19 protein-coding genes are annotated in these 20602 nt (G+C 52.7%); 7 read left to right on the top strand and 12 right to left on the bottom strand.

Translation table 11 applies throughout. From position 1 onward, the window contains the following. Positions 1-464: 464 nt before the first annotated feature. The 3 genes from cbiB to C557_RS0116430 are packed head-to-tail and all read right to left on the bottom strand — an operon-like array spanning position 465 to position 3246. A complete protein-coding gene (gene cbiB, locus C557_RS0116440; RefSeq protein WP_018752987.1) occupies positions 465-1421 on the bottom strand; it encodes an adenosylcobinamide-phosphate synthase CbiB in 957 nt (318 codons plus the stop codon). Then, positions 1421-2152 (bottom strand): adenosylcobinamide amidohydrolase, encoded by a 732-nt coding sequence (locus tag C557_RS0116435; protein ID WP_018752986.1) that lies wholly within the window; start codon positions 2150-2152, stop codon positions 1421-1423. Before C557_RS0116435 ends, cbiB begins: the two co-directional genes overlap by 1 nt. Next, positions 2149-3246: a pyridoxal phosphate-dependent aminotransferase gene (locus C557_RS0116430; protein ID WP_040677199.1), complete on the bottom strand. Its 1098-nt coding sequence runs from the start codon at positions 3244-3246 to the stop codon at positions 2149-2151. The genes C557_RS0116435 and C557_RS0116430 overlap by 4 nt, the downstream gene beginning before the upstream one ends. 219 nt (positions 3247-3465) lie before the next feature. On the opposite strand from C557_RS0116430, the gene C557_RS0116425 reads away from it, so the two are divergent. Next, on the top strand, positions 3466-4470 hold the full coding sequence (locus C557_RS0116425) for a lipoate--protein ligase (protein ID WP_018752984.1): 1005 nt from the start codon (positions 3466-3468) through the stop codon (positions 4468-4470). Between the two features lie 32 nt (positions 4471-4502). Then, positions 4503-5303 carry a Cof-type HAD-IIB family hydrolase gene (locus C557_RS0116420; RefSeq protein WP_018752983.1) on the top strand — a complete coding sequence of 267 codons (801 nt, stop codon included), beginning with the start codon at positions 4503-4505 and terminating at the stop codon, positions 5301-5303. A 106-nt stretch (positions 5304-5409) separates the two neighbouring features. On the opposite strand, the gene C557_RS0116415 is transcribed toward C557_RS0116420, so the two are convergent. Then, positions 5410-6324: a DMT family transporter gene (locus tag C557_RS0116415; RefSeq protein ID WP_018752982.1), complete on the bottom strand. Its 915-nt coding sequence runs from the start codon at positions 6322-6324 to the stop codon at positions 5410-5412. A gap of 119 nt (positions 6325-6443) precedes the next feature. Here C557_RS0116415 and C557_RS0116410 point away from each other — a divergent pair, with 119 nt between their 5' ends. Further along, complete coding sequence (locus C557_RS0116410; protein ID WP_018752981.1) at positions 6444-7865, top strand: aminotransferase-like domain-containing protein; 1422 nt, start codon at positions 6444-6446, stop codon at positions 7863-7865. An 89-nt stretch (positions 7866-7954) separates the two neighbouring features. On the opposite strand, the gene clpP is transcribed toward C557_RS0116410, so the two are convergent. The 5 genes from clpP to C557_RS0116385 all read right to left on the bottom strand — a co-directional run bounded on the left by clpP (position 7955) and on the right by C557_RS0116385 (position 12053). Then, the gene (gene clpP / locus C557_RS0116405) at positions 7955-8539 is read right to left on the bottom strand and encodes an ATP-dependent Clp endopeptidase proteolytic subunit ClpP (protein ID WP_018752980.1); all 585 of its coding nucleotides are present in this window, start codon (positions 8537-8539) and stop codon (positions 7955-7957) included. A 117-nt stretch (positions 8540-8656) separates the two neighbouring features. Beyond that, on the bottom strand, positions 8657-9517 hold the full coding sequence (locus tag C557_RS0116400; protein ID WP_018752979.1) for an RNA polymerase sigma factor: 861 nt from the start codon (positions 9515-9517) through the stop codon (positions 8657-8659). A gap of 123 nt (positions 9518-9640) precedes the next feature. After that, positions 9641-10417, bottom strand: coding sequence for an MBL fold metallo-hydrolase (locus tag C557_RS0116395; RefSeq protein ID WP_018752978.1), 777 nt, complete (start codon positions 10415-10417; stop codon positions 9641-9643). A 105-nt stretch (positions 10418-10522) separates the two neighbouring features. Then, a complete protein-coding gene (locus C557_RS0116390; protein WP_018752977.1) occupies positions 10523-11470 on the bottom strand; it encodes an anti-sigma factor in 948 nt (315 codons plus the stop codon). Continuing rightward, positions 11448-12053, bottom strand: a complete 606-nt coding sequence (locus C557_RS0116385) for an RNA polymerase sigma factor (protein WP_018752976.1) — start codon at positions 12051-12053, stop codon at positions 11448-11450. The genes C557_RS0116390 and C557_RS0116385 overlap by 23 nt, the downstream gene beginning before the upstream one ends. Before the next feature lie 165 nt (positions 12054-12218). Between C557_RS0116385 and C557_RS0116380 the strand changes: the two genes are divergently transcribed. From C557_RS0116380 to C557_RS0116365, 4 genes are all read left to right on the top strand, one after another. Next, positions 12219-13376 carry a COG1470 family protein gene (locus C557_RS0116380; protein WP_018752975.1) on the top strand — a complete coding sequence of 386 codons (1158 nt, stop codon included), beginning with the start codon at positions 12219-12221 and terminating at the stop codon, positions 13374-13376. Between the two features lie 20 nt (positions 13377-13396). Next, entirely contained in the window at positions 13397-14398 is a 1002-nt protein-coding gene (locus C557_RS0116375) for an ABC transporter ATP-binding protein (protein ID WP_051082466.1), read from the top strand. Next, entirely contained in the window at positions 14395-15489 is a 1095-nt protein-coding gene (locus C557_RS0116370; RefSeq protein WP_018752973.1) for an ABC transporter permease, read from the top strand. Before C557_RS0116375 ends, C557_RS0116370 begins: the two co-directional genes overlap by 4 nt. Positions 15490-15611: 122 nt before the next feature. Then, entirely contained in the window at positions 15612-17222 is a 1611-nt protein-coding gene (locus tag C557_RS0116365) for a glycoside hydrolase family 43 protein (RefSeq protein WP_018752972.1), read from the top strand. A gap of 62 nt (positions 17223-17284) precedes the next feature. Here the strand turns inward: C557_RS0116365 and C557_RS0116360 are convergent, their stop codons facing one another. The 3 genes from C557_RS0116360 to C557_RS0116350 all read right to left on the bottom strand — a co-directional run bounded on the left by C557_RS0116360 (position 17285) and on the right by C557_RS0116350 (position 20508). Then, positions 17285-18166, bottom strand: coding sequence for a carbohydrate ABC transporter permease (locus C557_RS0116360; RefSeq protein WP_018752971.1), 882 nt, complete (start codon positions 18164-18166; stop codon positions 17285-17287). Between the two features lie 13 nt (positions 18167-18179). Further along, on the bottom strand, positions 18180-19061 hold the full coding sequence (locus C557_RS0116355; RefSeq protein ID WP_018752970.1) for a carbohydrate ABC transporter permease: 882 nt from the start codon (positions 19059-19061) through the stop codon (positions 18180-18182). A 106-nt stretch (positions 19062-19167) separates the two neighbouring features. After that, on the bottom strand, positions 19168-20508 hold the full coding sequence (locus C557_RS0116350; protein ID WP_018752969.1) for an extracellular solute-binding protein: 1341 nt from the start codon (positions 20506-20508) through the stop codon (positions 19168-19170). Between the last annotated feature and the right edge of the window lie 94 nt (positions 20509-20602).

Raw genomic sequence — 20602 nt, 5'->3', positions numbered from 1 at the left:
CAATATTCACCCTAGCAAGTCCGCAAAATTTATGATTACAGGAGATACTCCCGCTATTTCCACCAATTTCGCTCAAATATCGAATTTAACTGGAAATCCTCCTGCTATTTTGGCTGTTTTTTCTTAAATTGGGTATTTTACAGATATTAGCATGACATATTCCCTATAAAGTACCTCTCATGCCATATCATCCGTTAATTAGCGGGACTTTTTCCATTAATTTAAAAATCTCAGCGATGCTGAAGATACTCCGAGTAGCTCTATTTTACCTCGATATGGTTAGCTCAAAATCATGATAGTTTAGCTTCAAAACCGTGCAACTTCGAGCCAAGCTGAAGGACCACCGCTCCCCCATTCGCCGTTCTAGCTAGCTCCATACCAGTTCCCCGCTATTTGTCACCACATTTTCAGTTCAATTGGTTTGCTTAGCTCCGTTGGTCTGCTCCAACTCCGTTTGGAGGCTTCTAGCGAATTTCCATGCCCAACAACGCCAGTGTTCCCAAAATAACCAATGCATTGGCCACCCAAAACATCAGCCTGGACGTTCTCTTCACATCTTCCGGCTCAAGCTCTCTCGTCTTGTCGCCCATATAAGCCCGGAACGAGGTTACGCCATGATAGCTGTTCTCCCCACCCAGCCGCACGCCCAGTGCGCCGGCTACCGCCGCCTCCGGGAAGCCGCTGTTTGGGCTGGGATGGCCAGAGGCATCGCGCCGCACGGCACGCCAGGCTCCTCGGGCGTCAAGCCGCAGCCCCGCGGCAGCCGCGGATAGCAGCGCAGCGGTGAAGCGAGCCGGAATGTAATTGGCGATATCGTCCAACCGGGCGGAGGCCCAGCCGAGATCGATGTACTTGTCGTTCTTGTAGCCGACCATCGAGTCGAGGGTGTTGATCGCCCGGTAAGCCATCGCCAGCGGAGCGCCGCCCAGCAGGGCGAACATCAGCGGCGACACGACGGCGTCGACGATATTCTCGGCGACGGTCTCCACGGCGCCGCGCACGGTCTCCGGCGCATCCAGGTGCGCCGTATCCCGGCCGACGATCATGCCCAGCGCGCGGCGGGCGGCAGGCAGGTCACCGCGCAGCAGGTGTCCGGCCACGTCCTGCCCCGCATCGCGCAAGCCCTTGGCAGCGATCGTCGTCCAGATCAGGGCGGCCTCCACAGCGGCCGCCAGCCATGGGCTGACCTGGGCCAGCAGGCGCAGCAGCGTCCAGGTCACAGCAAAGCTGCCGCCAGCGACAAGCAGCGGCAGCAGCACGCCCGCCACGCGGTAGTGGCGGGCAGGGACGAGGCGGCGGATGGCCGCCTCCAGCGCGGCGATCGCCTTGCCCATCCCCACCACAGGGTGGGGGAGCCAGCGCGGATCGCCAAGCAGCCGGTCGAGCAAGTACGCGACCGGCAGCACCCACCACGCCGCCATCAACCGCGCGCTCCCGCTGCGCCAGCACGCAGCGATTCGCTCACGGCGGCGTAGACCAGGCGGCCCACCATGCCGCCCAGGTCCGTGGCGGTCCCTGCATAGGCATGCAGCAGCGGCCAGGTGGCCCGCTGACTCACGCCAAGCATGACCGCATCGGTCGTGGTGCCGGTGGCCGGGAGCCCATTCTCGGCGTCGCATACGCCGAGATCGCCCAGCGCGGCCGTCTTGGCCTCGGTCGCCGTGATCACGGCATTGACCATCGCGGACGGCGTCAGCCGTCCATCTACGGCCAGCAGCACATTAATCGTTCCCGGCGTCCAGGAGGCCGGGAACGTCGTCCGCCGAACGCCTGCGCGCGCGGCGTTCGACACCCCTGCCGTCGCGCAGCAGAAGACGGCAAAACCCTCGCTGCGCTCCTCAGCTACCGCAGCGCGGCGAAGCTGCACGGCCGTCAATAATCCGGCCGTGCCCTCGGCAGGATATCCCCATCCCCGCAGCAGTTCGGCAATATCCCGCACCGGATTTTCGCAGCGATAGAAGCGGTCCACGTAAATGTTGACCATCCGCTTGATTGCGCCGCTCCCGCCGCCAAATACGGCGCTGCCCAGCCCGTCCAGTTGCTCGAGAGCCTCCAGCAGCAAATGCCGCTCCCCATAACTCAGCCGCAGCCCCGGCCATACCCGGGAATGATAAATTGCCCCCGGCTGTACCTCCAAAAATGGTGTTGTCATCTTCCCGTTCCCCCCATGACTTCCTTCATCTCCTGAATGAACTGGCGGCAAGCGGCTTCCCCCTTCACGGCGACCCGGATATCCCGCTCCGTCAAGCCAGCGTACATTGCACAGCTGCGCACCAGCACTGACCGCCGCCCCAAGGCTTCCTGCATGGCAAGGGCAGTCCATGGCTTCGGCAGCCTTACAAGCAAGAAATTAGCCTGGCTTGGCCAAGTCAGACAGTCCAGCTCGTCAAGCTCCCGGCGCAGCCAGTCTCGCTGCTGTTCTACCAGCGCCAGCGTAGCTCGTTCGTAGTCTCCGCTGATACCCAGACAAAATTCTCCGGCAGCCAGGGCCAGCGAATTCACGCTCCAGGTTACCTGCACCGCCCGCATCTGACCAGCGACCTCGGGACTTGCCAGTGCATAGCCCAGCCTTAACCCTGGAATAGCGTAAAACTTGGTCATCGAACGAATCAGAATCAGATGCGGGTAAGCCGGTAATTCTGCCAGCAAGGTGCAGCGCTGCTCCGAAGGAATAAAGTCAATAAAGGCTTCATCCATAACCACATAAGTGTGATATCGCTCCCCCGCCATAGCAAATTGACGCAGCTCGTCCAGCGAATATGGCACGCCGTTCGGATTGTTGGGCTGACCGATAAAGATCAAATCCGTCTCCCGAATCAGCCGCTCTATCTCATCCGGTTCCGCCCGGAATTGCCGATCCTCTCGGCCATAGGCCGAGCATACAAGGCAGCCAAACTGCTCAGCCAGAGTGCGATATTCAGAGAAGCAAGGCTCCACAATCCCCACCTTGCCAGGGGCCAGGCCCAACAAGGCCAATGCCATATTCTCCGCCGCACCGTTACCAACCACGATGCAGTCCGGCTCCACCCGGTGACGCTCCGCCAGCAGAGCAACCAATCTGCGGTGACCAGGGTCCGGGTAGCGCACAATGCTCGCCAGAGCCTCCCCCAACCTCTTTAGCAGCCCCGGGGGCGGTCCCAGCGGATTGATATTGGCGCTAAAGTCCGTGACCTGCCGCTCGTCTACCCCATAACGAGCCGAAGCCGTAAGCAAGTCTCCCCCATGCCCGTATATTTCCAAATTCATGACAATCCCTCTTCCATTGATAAATACAGCCTCGCCGCACAGCAAGCTTCAATGCCCCCATTATGAAGTTTTCGCTCCCTTCAAGTCAATAACAGGCTGCGGGCAGACCTTTTCTCTTTGGTTTCCAGGCCAATTGGTTTACAATAAGAGTGAGCAAGTACATCTACATATCGGAGCTTTATGATCAGATTTGAAAGTACAGACAGGAGGATGAGAACCATGTTGTTCATTGATAACGAAGGAATTACGGATGCATCCGTTAATTTGGCTATCGAAGAGTATGCCCTGCGGCATTTGCCTTTGGAGGATGACAGCTACCTGTTGTTCTACATTAATGCACCATCCATCATTATTGGCAAGCATCAGAATACGATCGAAGAGATTAACCAGGAATATGTAAAGGAGCACGGCATCCAGGTTGTGCGCCGGTTATCCGGAGGCGGAGCCGTATATCATGATCTGGGCAACCTGAATTTCAGCTTCATCACGAAGGATGACGGACAATCCTTCCATAATTTCCGCAAGTTTACGGAGCCCGTCGTTCAGGCGCTTAAGTCCTTGGGGGTCAATGCCGAAATGACGGGACGCAATGACCTTCAGGTTGGCGAACAGAAGATTTCCGGCAATGCGCAGTTTGCTACCCGCGGACGGATGTTCAGCCACGGCACGCTGATGTTCAATCTGAATCTGGAGGACGTCCAAGCCTCGCTTCATGCCAACCCGGAGAAATTTAAATCCAAAAGCACAAAATCGGTCCGCAGCCGGGTAGCCAACATCGTTGATTTTCTGGAGCAAGACATGACTATTGAAGAGTTCCGCAGCGAATTGCTGCGCCACATCTTTGGCATGGAGCCGCAGGCCGTCCCACAGTATAAGCTGACCGAAGCGGACTGGACTAAAATTCATGAAATTTCCCGGCAGCGCTACAAGAATTGGGATTGGAACTATGGATTGTCTCCGGAGAGCAATGTGAAGCATGCCAAAAAATTCCCGGTAGGCATCATCGACTTGCGGATGAATCTCAAGGACGGATACATTCAGGAGATCAAGATTTATGGTGATTTCTTCGGCATAGGCGACGTTGCTGATATCGAGGACAAGCTTAGAGGCATTAAATACGAAGAGACTGCCGTCAAGGAAGCGCTGGCTAATCTCGACGTTAAACATTACTTCGGGAACCTGGAGTTCGATGATTTTATCAGCCTGGTGTTTCTTGAAGAATAATAATATTTGGATAACAAAAGGGAGAGAGAAAATTGTACAAACTGATTGCCATCGATATCGACGACACGCTGATTAACGACAACAGAGAGGTGACTCCTGCCACGCAGCAGGCCCTGGAGCAAGCGGTTGCCCAAGGCGTCGTTGTTACCTTGGCGACGGGTCGGGCCTATGCTTCAGCACAGGCCATCGCTCGCCAAACCGGCCTCAATGTGCCGATTATTACCTATCAAGGCGCCCTGGTCAAGAACCTGCTGGACGAGAAGGTGCTGTATGAACGCTATATGCCGCAGGATGCCGCCCACAAGCTGTTTGAATACTGCATCCAGCGGAATCTACATCTGCAAACCTATATTGATGACAAGCTGTATGCCCGTGAGGAGAATCAGAAGCTTATCGACTATACCACTCTCAATGGAACGGCTTATTATGTAGAGCCGGACTTCTCCAAGCTTGTTGCCCAGCCAACCCCTAAAATGCTCATTATCGACGAGCCGGATTACCTGGACCAAATTGCTCCGGAAATCCGCGAGCTATTGGGAGAGGGAGTCCATGTGACCAAATCCAAGCCAAACTTCCTGGAGATCATGCACAAGGAAGGCACCAAGGGTCATGCCCTGAAATTCCTGGCCGGCCACTTCGGCTGCGATCTCTCCCAAACCATTGCCATTGGCGATTCGTGGAACGACCACGAAATGCTGGAAGCCGCCGGCCTTGGCGTCGCTATGGCCAATGCGATCCCAGCGCTCAAGGACATCGCAGATTATGTGACCTTGAGCAACAATGAGGATGGCGTCAAGCATGTGATTGAGAAATTTGTGCTGGGTGCGGAGTAATACATTTAACGCATTTTTATGATCCAAAAACAGATAACAGCCTTGGCAGTGACTTGACTCGCTGCCAAGGCTGTTCCTGATTTGAGGAGCATCAGCCATTGAAATTTCAAACCATTGAACTGGATTGTTTTCCTTTTTTCAACCAGCTCCCCACATTCTCATTCATCGCCAGCAAGCCGGAAATAATAAGCAGAACGCCGATCCAGGTGATCCAGCTTACATGCTCGTGATATACCGCCGCTCCAAGTCCGACCGCAATCGGAGGAGAGATATACAGCCAGGTTGCGGGGAACAACGGATCGGTACGTGACATAATCCAGTAGAACAGGCTATGGCCAACCATCGAACCGATCACGGTCAAGTAGATCAGCGACAGGATGGCTGGACCCGAATTATGCGCAGTTGTATTCCATGGCTCCGTCATGAGCGAAAGCCCACATAACAACACACCTCCATACATCATCTGCACCGCATTAAGTGCCACAGGGTTCGTTTCCTTGAACTGGCTTATCACCTTTTTCGAGTAAAGCGCACCGGCCGAATAGCATACCTCTCCAGCAAGAACAGCGATACAGCCCCATAGCCACAAGGAGCTTCCGCCCATGGTTAAACCCGGCAGAACAACCAGCACCACTCCCCCAAAACCGATAAGACAACCTGCAATCATGCGGGCAGACGCCTTCTGCCGTAGCAAAGCTGTCTGCATGACCATAATCATCAATGGGCCTGTTGCCGACAGGATAGCCCCGACGCCAGAGCTTACATGTTGCTCAGCCCAATATAAGGCGGCAAACGTACCGAAAGTCAGCCCGGCTCCGGTCAGAAGCATTTCTTTTCGCCAGAGCAGGGACAGCTTAACCTTTCCTTGCATCCACATCCATGCAAACATTAAGGCGCCTGCCATCACAAAGCGCAATCCGGCCGATAAAAATGGCGGCATGCCTGCCTCCACTCCAATTTTAATCGCCAGAAACGTGGTTCCAAAAATAAGACACATAACCGCAAATGCTGCTGCTACCATGGTTCATCACTCCTTTATCTGCTCTCTATCATATCCCATCATCCATAGAACAGATTGAATAAAACAGAACAGATTTATTGGTTTGCTGCTACAATAGAGTTCAAAGGAGTGTGAGTGGGGTGAGTAAAACCATGTTAATGACAGATAGCAGCCTCAAGCTATATGAACAGGTGGCTCATAATCTCATGGTGCGTATCGAGGCGGGAGAGTGGGGAGAACATGATAGACTTCCATCAGTGCGAAGTCTGTCCAAGCAGGCTGGCGTGCATCGGCTTACGGTTTTTAAAGCTTATCAGGCATTAAAGGAACGTGGGATCGTATACGTCATGGACAAGTCCGGTTATTATGTCAGCCCTGCCTCCCCTTCGTCTGTGGCAGACCAGGCAGATGATCCGGCAGTCTCCATCTGGCTGCATGGAGATTCCCTGGCTCACGTGCAATCTCTTGAGGCGGAATACCAGTTTTCCAAGTCATTGATCGATCCAGCCTTATTGCCCAACCGATACTGGGGGGAACTCATGCGGGATTTGCTGGATCACTACCCCCGGCTGCTTGGAACATACTCTACCATTCAGGGTGATCCGGAACTGCGCAGTGCGCTAGCAAGCCATCTCACACTGAAGGAGCGGTTCTATATTTCGGCCGAAGAAGTGCTTATTACCTCGGGCGCACAGCAGGCCATTGATCTGATCTCCCGAAGCCTGATCAGAGCCGGTGACCGTGTCCTGATGGAAAGTCCAACCTACGGGCCGGCGATGGAAATTTTCCGTAAACAGGGAGCGCGCCTGATTTTTACGAATATTCATCCGCAGGGTTATGATCTCGAGCAGATTGAGCATCTGATGAGGACAGAGAAGCCACGTCTTTTTTACATGACGCCAACCTTTCAGAATCCAACCGGTATGAAAATCCCAGCGGAACAGCGAAAGCAATTGCCGGAAATGGCAGAGCAATATGGCTGCTTTCTCGTCGAAGACGACAGCACCTATGACATTTACTTTAAAAAGAAACCCCCGGCACCGATTTTTACGTATGATACAACAGGACAAGCGCTCTATATTCGCAGCTATAGCAAGTACGTTGTACCTGGTCTGCGAATTGCGGCCATTATATGCCATCCCCGGTTTATGCCCGGATTGCGGGCGGTAAAAGCATTAGCGGATAATGGGTCGCCTCTTCTGAACCAGAAGCTCTTTCTACGTTATTTTCAATCTTCGCGCATGCATCAGCACTTGTCCAAGCTCCGTACGGCCCTACAATTAAGAATGGGAATCATGGAACAATGCCTGCAAAAGACCAACTGGACTTGGACCCAGCCTGAAGGTGGACTCAACATCTGGGTAGAGCTACCGGAAGGCATAGATACAGGCCGTTTGCTTCACCGGTGTATAGAACATTCCGTTGCTTTTGCACCTGGAACGGTATTTGATCCTTCGGCTGCCTCGAGCCGCAAGCTGCGTTTGTCCTTCTCTTATGCCCACGAGCAGCAAATCCGTGAAGGGATGAACCGGCTTATGAATTTGTCTGCATCTATGCCTTAAGTTAAATGAGCAAACTCAAAAGGCCCGGAAGTTCAAATGACCTTCCGGACCTTGCAGGGTTCCTTCCTATTCTGAAATGCCAGGGCTGTTTATTCAGCAGCAGATATGACCTTATCCACCAGTCCATACTCTACCGCTTCCTCTGCGGTCAGGAAATAGTCTCGATCTGAATCCTTCTCAATACGCTCAAGCGGTTGTCCCGTATGGTCGGCTAGCAGCATATTGAGCCGCTGGCGATGTTGAATGATCCGGTTCGCGTGAATCAGCATATCCGAGGCCTGCCCTCGCGTCCCCCCATGGGGTTGATGGATCATAATTTCACTGTTTGGCAGAGCGAGGCGCTTCCCTTTGGCTCCACCAACCAGCAGGATCGTGCCAAAACTCGCCGCCATGCCTGTGCAAATCGTTGAAATGTCCGGCTGTACAAATTGCATAGTGTCATAGATAGAGAATCCGGCGGTTACGGATCCACCAGGACAGTTGATATACATCTGGATATCCTTCTCCGGGTCCTCGGCGGTCAGAAACAATAGCTGCGCTACGATCGCATTCGCCATCTGGTCCTCGATTTCTCCCGACACCATAATGATTCGATCCTTCAGCAAACGCGAATAAATATCATAGCTCCGCTCGCCGCGGGCTGTCTGTTCAACGACATAAGGTACATGGTTCATTTACTTTGCCTCCCTTTTTAGAAGCGTCGTGAACCATAAAGTGCCTACAGCCGATATAGGCTTACACTCGCTGTTTCAGTTCCATATCGGCCTTCCGGCAACTAGTTCACCACACTCTTAGGCAGCCAGGCTGACCGAGCTCCCCCCTCCCAATGACATGCTGGAACAGGAGGAATCTCTATACACCATCGGCCGCATTGATTGGGACGGTAAAGACTGCTTGATAATGGTTCCCGCCACGGCCATAGGATCATCGGCGCAATTCAGACACAATTCAATCAGACGAGCGGTGTCCCCGCTGCGAAAAGCCATTAAATAGCTTCGCAGCTGCTCTGTATCTTGTGAATCTTCACCTAATTCACCCGCCTCTTCGTCGCCCGCTTCCTCACGACTGCGTCTGACCTGACTCAGGGCAGACCGGGCACGATTCAAGGCAGCTTTGACCGCTCCTTGCGAGGTATCCAGCATCTCCGCTGTCTCTGCCGTCGTGTAACCCATTAAATCACGCAATACATATATTGCTCGCTGCCATGGCGGCAGCCTATGAATGAGGATTTGAACAGCAGACTCCATCTCCTCAAGTCTCTCTTCCTCGGCAAACTCTTGCATAAACGGTTTCAGGCTATCCAGTTTGGAAGCCAGCCTTTCTCGCTTCCGTATGGTGTCAATCCACGTATTGCGTGCAATACGGATAATATAAGCCTCCCAGTTCATTTCCTGCTTCGCACCGGATGTCCGCATTGCCGAAGAAGTCAAAGCCTTCACACAGGTATCCTGAACCAGATCCTCCGCTTCCCAGGCTGAACCTGTCAGGGACAGACAATAAGCGTACAGAGGACTCAGCAGGCTCGGCAACACACGTTCAATACTTTGTTCCACCGTATAGTTAGCCTTACCGAACTTTTTATAAGGGTCAACCTGTTTACTGTTAACATGTGGTTTGTTGCTTCTGCAATCCACGGACTTCACAAAGGCCATATGGGGGCCCCCCTTTGTTGGTTCCTGATTGATCTTGCATATATGCCTTGCTTTAATGTCTAACACTATGTAAACGAACAACTTCCTGCAAAGGATACGCGCTTCTAACGAATGCAATCTTAATTAATTGTGCAGCGAGATGGTTAGCCCGCTCGTAGCAAATCCCACGCCGCCCGGCAGCTCGTAATTACAGCGGAGATCAATATCATGCGACATATGGGTGAACAAGGTCCGGGCCGGCCGAACCTCGTCAAGCAGCTCCAGCGCTTCTACTACATCGTAAACGGAGCGAGTGGCAAACTCTGCCTTCTCCCGATAGAAGCTCGTCCCCAGCACCAATAAATTCAGGTCATGGAGCGGCTTCTTTTGTGCCTCAGGCAAAGCGATAGAGTCGGAGCAATACACCCAGGCATACCCCGGTTTCTCCAACCGATAAGCATAAGAAAATCCATTTTTTCCATGGAACACCTTCCATCCGCGAATGTCCCAGCCTGCCAATTGACAGCCCTCTTCATCCAGCGAATGCAGGTCAAGTTGTCCGGAAAGCCATGGATACTGCCTGATGATGGTGTCCATCACTTCGCCCGGCGCATATAATTGGCCACGCCTTCTCAGCCAGCGGCAAGCATCTGCCCATTCGGGCAGTCCGCCAATGTGGTCAAAATGGGCATGGGTAATCAGAATATGCTCGGCAAATCGTCTGCCTCGACGCTCCATACCACTTCGCCAGTCCGGTCCGCAATCGATGAGAAAAGCTCCTTCCTCCCCTTCAACTGCTACAGAAGAACGATAACGCCGATTCAATCCAGTGCTTCGGGCTTCCATACAAACCTTACATTCGCAATACACCCTTGGAACTCCCATGGCGTCCCCGGTGCCTATAAAAACAAGCTGATCCATTCAGCAATCCTCCCTGTCATAAAGCCTGTGACCCCGAAACCTCATTCGGCTGTTCCCGCTTCAGACCGCCTCTGGCGGGCATCCTGTTCACGTTTTGTTCAAGACTTACCTGCCCAATATATCAAGAGAAATCACATGAGGCGCAGCACTCGGCTCCAGGCCGCTTCCCGGCGGTTCAATCGTCAGTTCCAGAGCATCGGTAAGGGTTAGCGGCCGATCCTTCACATACAGATGGGCCCGGTTGGCATGATATTGCAGCAGTCCCAGGCTGTCGCGGGTCCCTTCCCTAACCAGCCATACCCGAACCGTCTGGTCCTTCTCGGGCACAAGCCCGCCGACCAGCATAAGCATTTCGCCAGATGCAGCATTATACCACACCATGCCGCTCTCCGGCTGCATCCGGCCCCAGGCAATCGGATACGACAGCGAATCTGGCTTCGACATAACCGGCAATGCTTCCGGCTCATAAGCCTCCACATAACGGTTCCATTGAAGGGACGGCTCGTTGACACGACTCATCCCCAAACCCAGCCCGATGAAGATCATGATCGCCGCCGCAAACGGTATCAGCCATCTTCGGTGCAATACAAGCTGGTCAAGCATATGCCTGCCCTTGCGCTGCAAGCCAATAACTCTGACTTTGCGCCGCAAGCTGCGCCGGATGCGCTCGGAAGGAAGGGAAGCAGCAGCATCCTCCGCAGATACTGTCAAGGGTAAGGCCAAGCTCTCTTTGGCCCCCTGCTCCTGCATGATCGAAGGGAAGCCTGAAGGCGCGGCTTGGCCTGCGGATAATCCTGAGAAAAGCTCCGCCTTATCCTCTGTATCCGGCCTCAAAATATTTTCCCAGCGCTGCTTGTGCTCCAGGCAAACGGCACAGCTATCCAGATGCTCAGCCATTTGCGCGCGCTTAGACTCAGACAGGGAGCCCAGCAGCCAATCGACCCACTCCTGCTCAGCAAACCCGCACATGCAAGCCTCCTGCATCCGCCATGGTTCTTCCTGCCGCTGGTCTTGCTTGCGCCGCTTCCATTCAACTCCGGTGTATCCGTTCATGCTCGCTTCCTCCTTCCAGCCCTTCTCCCCAGCCCTGCTTCTCCAACTGCTTGCGAAGATTGTTCAGGCCATAGCGGACCCATGATTTGACCGTTCCAATCGGCACGCTCCAGGCCTCAGCCATTTCCCGCTGGGTCTGAAGCGCAAAATAGGAGCCCATAATCGCTTTCTTCTGCGGCTCCGGAAGTGTAAAAATTGCCGTACGCAGCGCCTCCCGCTCCAATCGGGAAATCGCCACATCCTCTGAATCCGCGCCGGATGCGACCGTGCCGGACCAAGCCTCGTCGCCGGATAGCTCCAATCGCGATCGGCGCCGCAGGCGATCCAGGCTGCGGCTGCGCGTCATCACCGCAAGCCATGCCTTAATTGAGCCGCGCTTCGGGTCATAATCCCGCCCTCGCCGCAGCACCTCCAATAATACTTCATGACATATATCCTCGGCCTCCATCCGATCTCCGACCAGACGAAGGGCCACCTGCATGATAAAAGGAGAGCAACAGGCATAAAACGCGTCAAATGCCTGTACTGAGCCGTCGCACATCTCCTGCAGCCGCCTCGTCATCTCTTCGTTTTGCAGGTCCATACCGTCCCCTCCCGCAAGCATTCTCCTCTTCTTATTTACCTCCCGTTTTACCAAAAAACGTCCGATTTGAAAACCCCAAAAAAATTTTGAAGGTGATAAATCCAAAACATCCGCTCGTGCGTATCCTTCATGAATCCAAAATAATAGGCTAGGGGGAAAACAGAGATGCTTCAATCGTATCGAAAGGCAGCAACCATGCTGCTCATTCTGGCAATAACGCTGGGCGGCGCCTTGTCCGGCACGGGCAGGGCTTCGGCAGCCGGAACGTTGGAATTGTTTACACCTTATCTGGAATGGTCCGCCGCACCCGGAGAGTCCGTATCGTACTCCATCGACCTGGTGAACCATGGCAGCAGCACGGCCTCGGCCGATATTTCTCTGACTACGCCAAGCAAGGACTGGCAATATGAATTAACGGCCGGAGGACGCAATATTTCCCGATTAGCTGTCAAGGCGGGAGAGACACAATCCTTCAATCTGGACCTGGATGTGCCCTTGCAGATTAATAAAGGAAGATATGCCTTTACGCTGAAGGCGGGTCAAACCAGCCTTCCCATCGCTGTCAACGTCTCGGAGCAAGGAACATTCAAGACCGAATTGACGCTCGACCAGGCCAATATGGAGGGACATTCCGATTCCACCTTTACGTACAGTGCGGTTCTGCGCAATCGCACCACTCAGAAGCAGACCTATGCGCTAAGCGCTCAAAGCGAGCAGGGCTGGGACGTACGCTTTAAAGCAGACAGCAATAGTGTAACCTCCGTAGAAATTGAGCCTAATGCCGAAAAAACGATTACCATTGAAGTCAAGCCACCAGAGCAAATCAAGGCTGGCACTTACGAGATTCCGATCTCCGCCACAAGCGGGGAAACGACAGCAAACGCCAGTATCGAGGCCGTGGTGACGGGAACCTATGACTTGAAGTTTACCACAGTTAACGAAGTGCTCAGCACAGATGTCGGCGCTGGCTCCGAGCGCAAGCTGACCTTCATTGTGCAAAATACCGGATCAGCCGAGCTTCAGGATCTTTCCTTCTCATCGTCCGCCCCTACCGATTGGGAGGTTTCCTTTGATCCTTCGTCCATTACGTCAATCGCTCCGGGGGAGAGCAAACAGGTGCAGGCGACGATCAAATCGAGCAAAAAGTCGCTGCCGGGAGACTATGTAGTCAGCTTGACGGCCTCCTCTGCGAATAAAAGCGCGAACGCCGATTTGCGGGTTACGGTGAAATCGTCGGTATTATGGGGATGGGTGGGCGTTCTCATCATACTGGCGGTATGCGGCGGCATTTACTATCTGTTTCGGAAATACGGTAGAAGATAATGACGCTTAAGAAAGCCGGGATGACGCCCACCATCAACGGGAGCGGTCCGGATGATCGCCCTGTAATCGAACTCATGCAATTAACCAAGCAATACGGAACGGCCACCGCCGTGGACCACTTGAATCTGAGCATACGCCGCGGGGAAATCTTTGGCTTGCTTGGCCCAAACGGAGCAGGCAAGACGACGACGATCCTCATGATGCTTGGCTTGACCGAGCCGACCTCGGGTTACGCCAGAATCTGCGGCTTCGACCCGACCCGCGAAGCATTGAAGGTCAAGCGCAAGGTCGGCTACCTTCCGGACGATATCGGCTTCTATGAGGATCGGACCGCCCTGGACAATCTGGTCTATACAGCAAGGCTAAATGGCATTCCGGAGGAGGAGGCCATACAGCGGGCTCATACACTGCTGGACAAAACCGGACTGACTGCAAGCGCAAGCAAAAAGGTAGGCGCCTTCTCCCGCGGGATGAGACAACGGCTTGGGCTTGCCGATGTGTTGATCAAGAATCCCGAGGTCATCATTCTGGATGAACCTACACTGGGGATCGACCCTGAGGGGGTGCGAGAGCTGCTCTCGTTAATCTCTGCTTTAAGCAGGGATGAGAAGCTGACCGTGCTGTTGTCCTCGCACCATCTTCATCAAGTGCAGCAGATTTGCGATCGCGTTGGCCTGTTCGTTCAGGGGCGGCTGATTGCTGCCGGAGATATCCGTTCCCTCTCCGAGCAACTGGATGAGGATGGAAACATCTATGTAGAGGTTGGGGCAAAAGGCTGGTCGGACAATCTGGCCGCGCAAATTGCCGCACTGGATGGAGTCACGGCCATTCGTTATCCCGCTGAGGGCGATGAAGAGCGAGAACGCGGCATCACCGCAACGATTGCTTGCGAGTCCGATCTGACTGGCCAGATTGCCGAAGCAATCATTCATGGAGAAGCTGAATTGACCTATATACGCCGCAAGGAATATGGTCTGGACGATATCTACCATCGTTATTTTGAAAGGAGGGATGAGGAATGAATTCACTGAACAAAGCAACCGCCAAGCATTCGCCCAAGAGTCTTTGGCGCCCGCAGGAGCTTGCCATCAAACTACGCAAGCTTTGGTCGGCATTGCGCGACCCATCCGGTCAGGAGCGCTCTGATAAGCCTTCCTCTTCCTCCTTCTGGGTCATGGTGCAAAAGGAGATCGGCGATCATCTGCATAGCTGGCGATTTGGCATCCTGATGGGCATCATCGTTCTCGCCTGCATCGGTTCGATTTATTCAGCCGTTTCGGCGATCCGCAGTGGAGATCATACCGCCAGCTCTGGCGGGGACAGCTTCCTGTTTCTGAAAATGTATACCTTAACCAGCTCTGCCTTGGCGGTTCCTTCCTTCTCCACGTTCCTGTCGTGGCTGGGACCGCTGATCGGAATCACACTGGGCTTTGATGCGGTCAACTCCGAACGGAACAAGGGGACACTGGGCCGTCTGTTGTCCCAGCCCATTTACCGTGATGATTTCCTGAAGGCCAAATTCATATCAGCTTTAGCGATCATCGCCAGCGTCGTATTTTCGTTGGGCTTCCTTGTCATGGGGCTAGGCCTGTTCACGATCGGGTACCCGCCCACGCCGGAGGAATTTTTACGAATCCTCCTGTTCCTGCTCATCGCCGTTATCTACGTTGGCTTTTGGCTGTGCTTGTCGATCCTGTTCTCCATCCGCTTTCGGCAAGCGGCTACGTCAGCGTTATCCTCAATTTCGATCTGGCTGTTTTTTACCATTTTCTACAGTATGATTATCAACATGATCGATAGCGCAACCGCTGTGTCGCAAATGGCAACGCCAGACGCCCAGTTGAGACAAATGAACCTGGTGCTCGCCTTAAACCGACTATCGCCAACGGAGCTATTCTCCGAGACGATTACTACGATGCTCTCCCCAGGTGTTCGCTCGCTTGGGCCGCTCACTATGGATCAGCTTGTCGGCGCCATTGCCAGTCCGCTTTCGCTAGGCCAAAGCCTGCTGCTGGTCTGGCCTCAACTCACCGGTCTTCTGGCGGCGACCATGATATGCTTTGGCCTCTCCTACGTCCTGTTTATGCGTCAGGAGGTCCGTTCCAGAGTATGAATAGTTGATTTGGGTAAATAACGGCTTGGTATGGATATGGGAAAAGCAGCAGCTTTATTGATACTATACAAGTGAAGGCACAAGAGAATATGCTTATTCATTTGAAGGAGTGACCACCTATCATGTCGATGATTCACAACCCGATTCTGACCGGATTCAACCCTGACCCAAGTATATGCCGCGCAGGCGAAGACTACTATATTGCGGTATCTACATTTGAATGGTTTCCTGGGGTCGGCATTTATCATTCCAAGGATCTGAAGCACTGGCATCTCGTATCCCGTCCCTTGAACAAGCTCAGTCAGTTAAACATGCTTGGCAATCCCGATTCGGGCGGCGTATGGGCTCCCCAGCTCTCTTACCATGACGGTATTTTTTGGCTTATTTATACCGATGTGAAGGTGACCGACGGACGCTGGAAGGATTGCCACAACTATTTGGTTACCTGCGATGCCATTGATGGAGAGTGGTCAGAACCCATATTTCTGAATAGCTCCGGCTTTGACCCCTCTCTTTTTCATGACGAGGATGGCAAGAAATATCTCGTGAATATGATGTGGGATCATCGCAGCGGCCATCATAATTTTTATGGTATCGTTCTGCAGGAATATAGCCATCAAGAGCAAAAGCTGGTAGGCAAAACCGAGGTAATCTTCAAGGGAACTGATGTGAAACTGACGGAAGCACCGCATCTGTATAAAATCGGAGACTATTATTATTTGCTGACAGCCGAGGGCGGCACGAAATATGAGCATCAAGCCACCATCGCCAGATCCAAGCAACTCCGTGGTCCTTATGAGGTGCATCCGGATAATCCGTTGATTTCTTCCTTTGCAGCTCCCAGGAACCCGCTACAGAAGGCCGGACACGCCTCGATCGTCAGAACACATACCGATGAATGGTTCCTGGTGCACCTGACTGGCAGACCCCTGCCAAGACCTGGCCAGCCGTTGCTTGATCCACGCGGCTACTGCCCATTGGGTAGAGAGACTGCTATTCAGCGTCTGGAATGGAAGAATGACTGGCCTTATGTTGTAGGCGGCAATGCCCCTTCGCTTCAAATCGAGGGCCCTCGGATTCCGGAAGCAGCTTGGGGACCGGACTATCCGGAGAAGGATGATTTTGCCAGCAGCAAGCTCAACCTTCATTTTCAGAGCCTGCGTATCCCGCTGGGAGACCGGATCTTGTCATTAACTGATCGTCCGGGCCATCTGCGCTTGTACGGCAAGGAATCATTGACATCGAAGTTCACACAGGCATTTATTGCAAGACGATGGGAGCATTTTCATTTCACAGCAGAGACGAAGCTGGACTTCCGCCCGGATACCTTCCAGCAAGCTGCCGGGCTTGTGAACTACTACAATACGCAGCACTGGACGGCGTGCCAGATCACTTGGCATGAAGAGAAAGGAAGGGTGCTGGAGCTGTCATCTTGTGACAATTCCGAATTCTCGCAACCTTTGTATGGGCAGGAGGTTCCGATTCCTGACGAGATACCATACGTCTACCTTCGGGTCGACGTTAAGGCGGATACCTATCACTACTCCTACTCGTTTGATGCCAGGGAATGGACAGAGCTGCCCGTCGCTTTTGAATCCTACAAGCTATCGGATGACTATATTCGCAGCGGCGGATTCTTTACCGGCGCTTTTGTAGGAATGCAATGTCAGGATACATCCGGCCGCAGCTTGCCAGCCGATTTCGATTACTTTATTTATCGCAGCCATTCATAATTTCATTCATAGCAAAGCCCCCACCTCCACAAAATGCTGTGGCGTGGGGGCTTTGTTCGCTATCAGCCTTTAACCGAGCCGGCAGCGATCCCTTCGACAATCCGGTCACTCAAGAACAGGAACATGAGCAGAATGGGCAAAATGCTGATCATCAGCGTCGCGCCGATGGCTCCCCAATCCGTGGTATACTGCCCAATAAAGTTCTGAACACCAACCGTTAGCGTTTTGAGTGTATCCGAGCTGATAAAGGTGTTGACGAAAATAAATTCGTTCCAATTATAAATCATATTAATAATCGCTGTCGTGGCCAGCACCGAGCCGGTCATGGGCAGCACAATTCGGAAAAACACACGATTCACCGAGCATCCATCCATGACGGCAGCCTCCTCGACCTCTCGGGGCAGCGAGTAATAGAAGCCGAGCAGTATCATCATGGTAACCGGCAGGTTAAACGCCGCATACGAGAGAACCAGGGAAAGTGGATGATCGGTCAATCCAACTCGATTAAATAAACTGAACAACGGAATGAGTGTGGAATGAACCGGAATCATCATTGCCACCATAAACAGACCCAGTACCAAAGAACTGCCCTTCCACTTCATACGGGTAATCGCAAAGGTCACGAGACTTCCCAAAATGATCGTTAACACCGTTGCCGCGATGGTAATCCATACGCTGTTCAGGAAATAGACGCTGATATTGCCTGCACTCCATACCTTTTCGTAGTTTTCCCAGCGCGGATTCGCAGGCAGGGACAGGGGAGGAAGATCAAACACCTCCTGGTTGTTCTTGAGCGAGAAGAGCAACAGCCACACCAGTGGAAACAACTGAAAGACCGCTACAACAACAAGCACAACGTACAATAATAAATAGCCAAGCTTTCCGGCCGGCGATCGGGAGCCCGCTTTTACTTTTCCTAGCCGACCCGCAGTTGATGATAACATATAGACCCCCTCCTTACGAATATTGAATTCTGTCCTTGGTTGCGGTTGCTCTGCGGATCGCCCATGTGGCCACCAGACAGATGACAAGCAGGAAAAAGCCAACAGCACTGCCATATCCGAAGTCGTAAGCCCGGAAAGCCTGACGGTACATATACGACGCCATGACTTCGCTCGCCCCGTTAGGTCCTCCGTCTGTCATGACATAAATCAGGTCAAAATATTTCAAGGAACCAACCACAGCGAGTACAATCGTGACCTTGAATACCTCCATCATCAAAGGGAGCTTGATGCGCCAGGCGACCTGCATCGCATTTGCGCCATCGATTTTGGCCGCTTCCTCCAAAGACGCCGGAATATTCTTCAAGGCTGCATAGTAGATCAAAATATAAAAGCCTGCATACTGCCACAGGATGGGTACAAACAGCGCATAAAGCACCATAGAAGGTTCGGCCAGCCAAGCTGGAGGATTCACAACACCCAGCGATTCCAGCACCGAATTCACGATCCCGTTGGTGGGATGGTACATCCGCAGCCAGAGCTGAGCAATGGCAACCGAGGATAATAGCATCGGAATCAGGTAAATTTTACGGAACATATTCGCCCCTTTGATTCTCGAAGCCAGCACCATAGCCACCACAAGATAAATAATCAGACTGATTGCGGAAAATACGGCCAGCAGCAAAGAATGTCCTGCACTGCTCCAGAACATTTCGTCCGTAAGCAACTCCTGGTAATGAGCCAGTCCGACAAAAGTCATTGCGCCAATGCCGTTCCAGTCATGCAATCCATAATAAGCCGTAAGTACAATCGGAATGTATACGATGGCCAGAATGAGAAGCAGCGCTGGCAGCACGTATAGCACGACGATTTTTTTATTTGACATCACTTTATCCAAGCGTCTTCACTCCTTTCCATTACAGAGCCAAGCAGGATGAGAATACCCTTCCTCGGCATGGGTTGCCGGAAGAAGGGTAGCCCTGCTGCCCTCGACTGCTTAAAGGCTAATTCCCCTTGGAGATGGCCGCATCATGCTCTTCGGCAAATTTGTCCGGAGTTACGGCTTTACCGAAGAGAGCCTGAATCATATTCAGATGGGCTTCTGCTGCTCCGGCTTCCATTTGAACGTCTGCAAACAAGGTGATGCTGCTTGCCTGGTTCATTTCGTCAAACAGATCGATATACAATTGAGGAAGCTCAAGCTTCTCGGTATCCACCTTCGTAGCTGGAATAACGCCCGCGCCAGTTACAGATTGCTCCCCCCATTTGGTCACAAAGTATTCGACAAATGCTTTAGCCTCTTCCTTCACTGCGGAGTTCTCGGCGATAAATAATCCGACTCCCGGTCCACCAACCCAACTGTTAATGTTGCCCTTGCCGCCATCAACGGTTGGGAATTTAAAGAAGCCAACACTATCACGGAACTCCTGTGGAATGTCCTCATTGGTTGTAAAGTTCGGCAACTCCCAGGTTCCCATCATGTACATCGCAGCTTTGCCGTTCAAGAACTCGGATTTGGCCTCCTCGTTGGACAAGCCATTGTAGCCCTTGACAAAGGCATTGCTGTCCACCAGCGACTGCACTTCAGTAGCCGCTTGAACCAACGCTTCAGTCTTGAACGAATCCGCTCCCGCAATTGCTTTAGCCAGAAGCTCCTGCCCACCAATCCGATCAGCCAGGTACATATACCAGAGCGACCCGGTCCAGCGATCCTTGTTACCCAAAGCAATCGGTGCGATTCCATTATCCGACAGCGTTTTCACAACAGCCTTGAACTCATCATAAGTCCCGGGAATATCAAGACCAAGCTGTTCAAAAATAGCTTTGTTATAATAAATCGGAGCAATATTAAACTCCAGCGGAAGCGCATAAGTATTGCCTTCAATGGAGTATGCCTCGGTCGTACCTGCTACAAATTTTCCATTCAGTTCTCCGCCGAGCAAGTCATCAACCGGTGAAAACAGCTTGCCTTCCACATAAGGCGTCAGAAATCCGGCGGCCCAGGTTACCCCGACATCAGGCAGTTCATTTGATGCTGAAAGCACTTTCAATTTATTTTTGTATTGTTCGTTATCCAGTACCTCCTGCTTGATTACTACATTAGGATTATCCTTCTGAAATTCTTCGATAATCTGATTTACGATTCGGTTCTGCCCAGCCGATACGCCGGCAGGCCATAAATGCATGAAGGTGACTGTGACCTTGTCCCCTTCACTTCCACCGCTGTCTGACCCTCCCGTGTTGCTACTGCCTGTACCAGCATTTCCTCCGCCTGCTCCGCATCCAGCTGTCATAAGTGCCAGACACAACGTTAATACAAATACCGTCCATTTTTTCTTGAACACGTCTTCAGCCCCTTTTACCTCATTATTTTGAAACCGCTTTAATTCAATTCTAGCAGGGGTTATGTACAGCGGTAAGGTCATGCTGATTGGGACT

The sequence above is a fragment of the Paenibacillus sanguinis 2301083 = DSM 16941 genome, assembly GCF_000374825.1.
GTDB classification, from domain to species: Bacteria; Bacillota; Bacilli; order Paenibacillales; family Paenibacillaceae; genus Fontibacillus; species Fontibacillus sanguinis.
The sequence above is the reverse complement of the archived record's forward strand: the minus strand, read 5'-3'. Positions and strand labels throughout refer to the sequence as shown.

What these genes read in the sequence shown, in the direction of transcription:
- cbiB (WP_018752987.1), bottom strand. Translation starts at nt 1,421, where the DNA reads ATGGCGGCGTGGTGGGTGCTGCCGGTCGCGTACTTGCTCGACCGGCTG.
- C557_RS0116435 (WP_018752986.1), bottom strand. Translation starts at nt 2,152, where the DNA reads ATGACAACACCATTTTTGGAGGTACAGCCGGGGGCAATTTATCATTCC.
- C557_RS0116430 (WP_040677199.1), bottom strand. Translation starts at nt 3,246, where the DNA reads ATGAATTTGGAAATATACGGGCATGGGGGAGACTTGCTTACGGCTTCG.
- C557_RS0116425 (WP_018752984.1), top strand. Translation starts at nt 3,466, where the DNA reads ATGTTGTTCATTGATAACGAAGGAATTACGGATGCATCCGTTAATTTG.
- C557_RS0116415 (WP_018752982.1), bottom strand. Translation starts at nt 6,324, where the DNA reads ATGGTAGCAGCAGCATTTGCGGTTATGTGTCTTATTTTTGGAACCACG.
- clpP (WP_018752980.1), bottom strand. Translation starts at nt 8,539, where the DNA reads ATGAACCATGTACCTTATGTCGTTGAACAGACAGCCCGCGGCGAGCGG.
- C557_RS0116400 (WP_018752979.1), bottom strand. Translation starts at nt 9,517, where the DNA reads ATGGCCTTTGTGAAGTCCGTGGATTGCAGAAGCAACAAACCACATGTT.
- C557_RS0116395 (WP_018752978.1), bottom strand. Translation starts at nt 10,417, where the DNA reads ATGGATCAGCTTGTTTTTATAGGCACCGGGGACGCCATGGGAGTTCCA.
- C557_RS0116390 (WP_018752977.1), bottom strand. Translation starts at nt 11,470, where the DNA reads ATGAACGGATACACCGGAGTTGAATGGAAGCGGCGCAAGCAAGACCAG.
- C557_RS0116385 (WP_018752976.1), bottom strand. Translation starts at nt 12,053, where the DNA reads ATGGACCTGCAAAACGAAGAGATGACGAGGCGGCTGCAGGAGATGTGC.
- C557_RS0116380 (WP_018752975.1), top strand. Translation starts at nt 12,219, where the DNA reads ATGCTTCAATCGTATCGAAAGGCAGCAACCATGCTGCTCATTCTGGCA.
- C557_RS0116375 (WP_051082466.1), top strand. Translation starts at nt 13,397, where the DNA reads ATGACGCCCACCATCAACGGGAGCGGTCCGGATGATCGCCCTGTAATC.
- C557_RS0116370 (WP_018752973.1), top strand. Translation starts at nt 14,395, where the DNA reads ATGAATTCACTGAACAAAGCAACCGCCAAGCATTCGCCCAAGAGTCTT.
- C557_RS0116365 (WP_018752972.1), top strand. Translation starts at nt 15,612, where the DNA reads ATGTCGATGATTCACAACCCGATTCTGACCGGATTCAACCCTGACCCA.
- C557_RS0116360 (WP_018752971.1), bottom strand. Translation starts at nt 18,166, where the DNA reads ATGTTATCATCAACTGCGGGTCGGCTAGGAAAAGTAAAAGCGGGCTCC.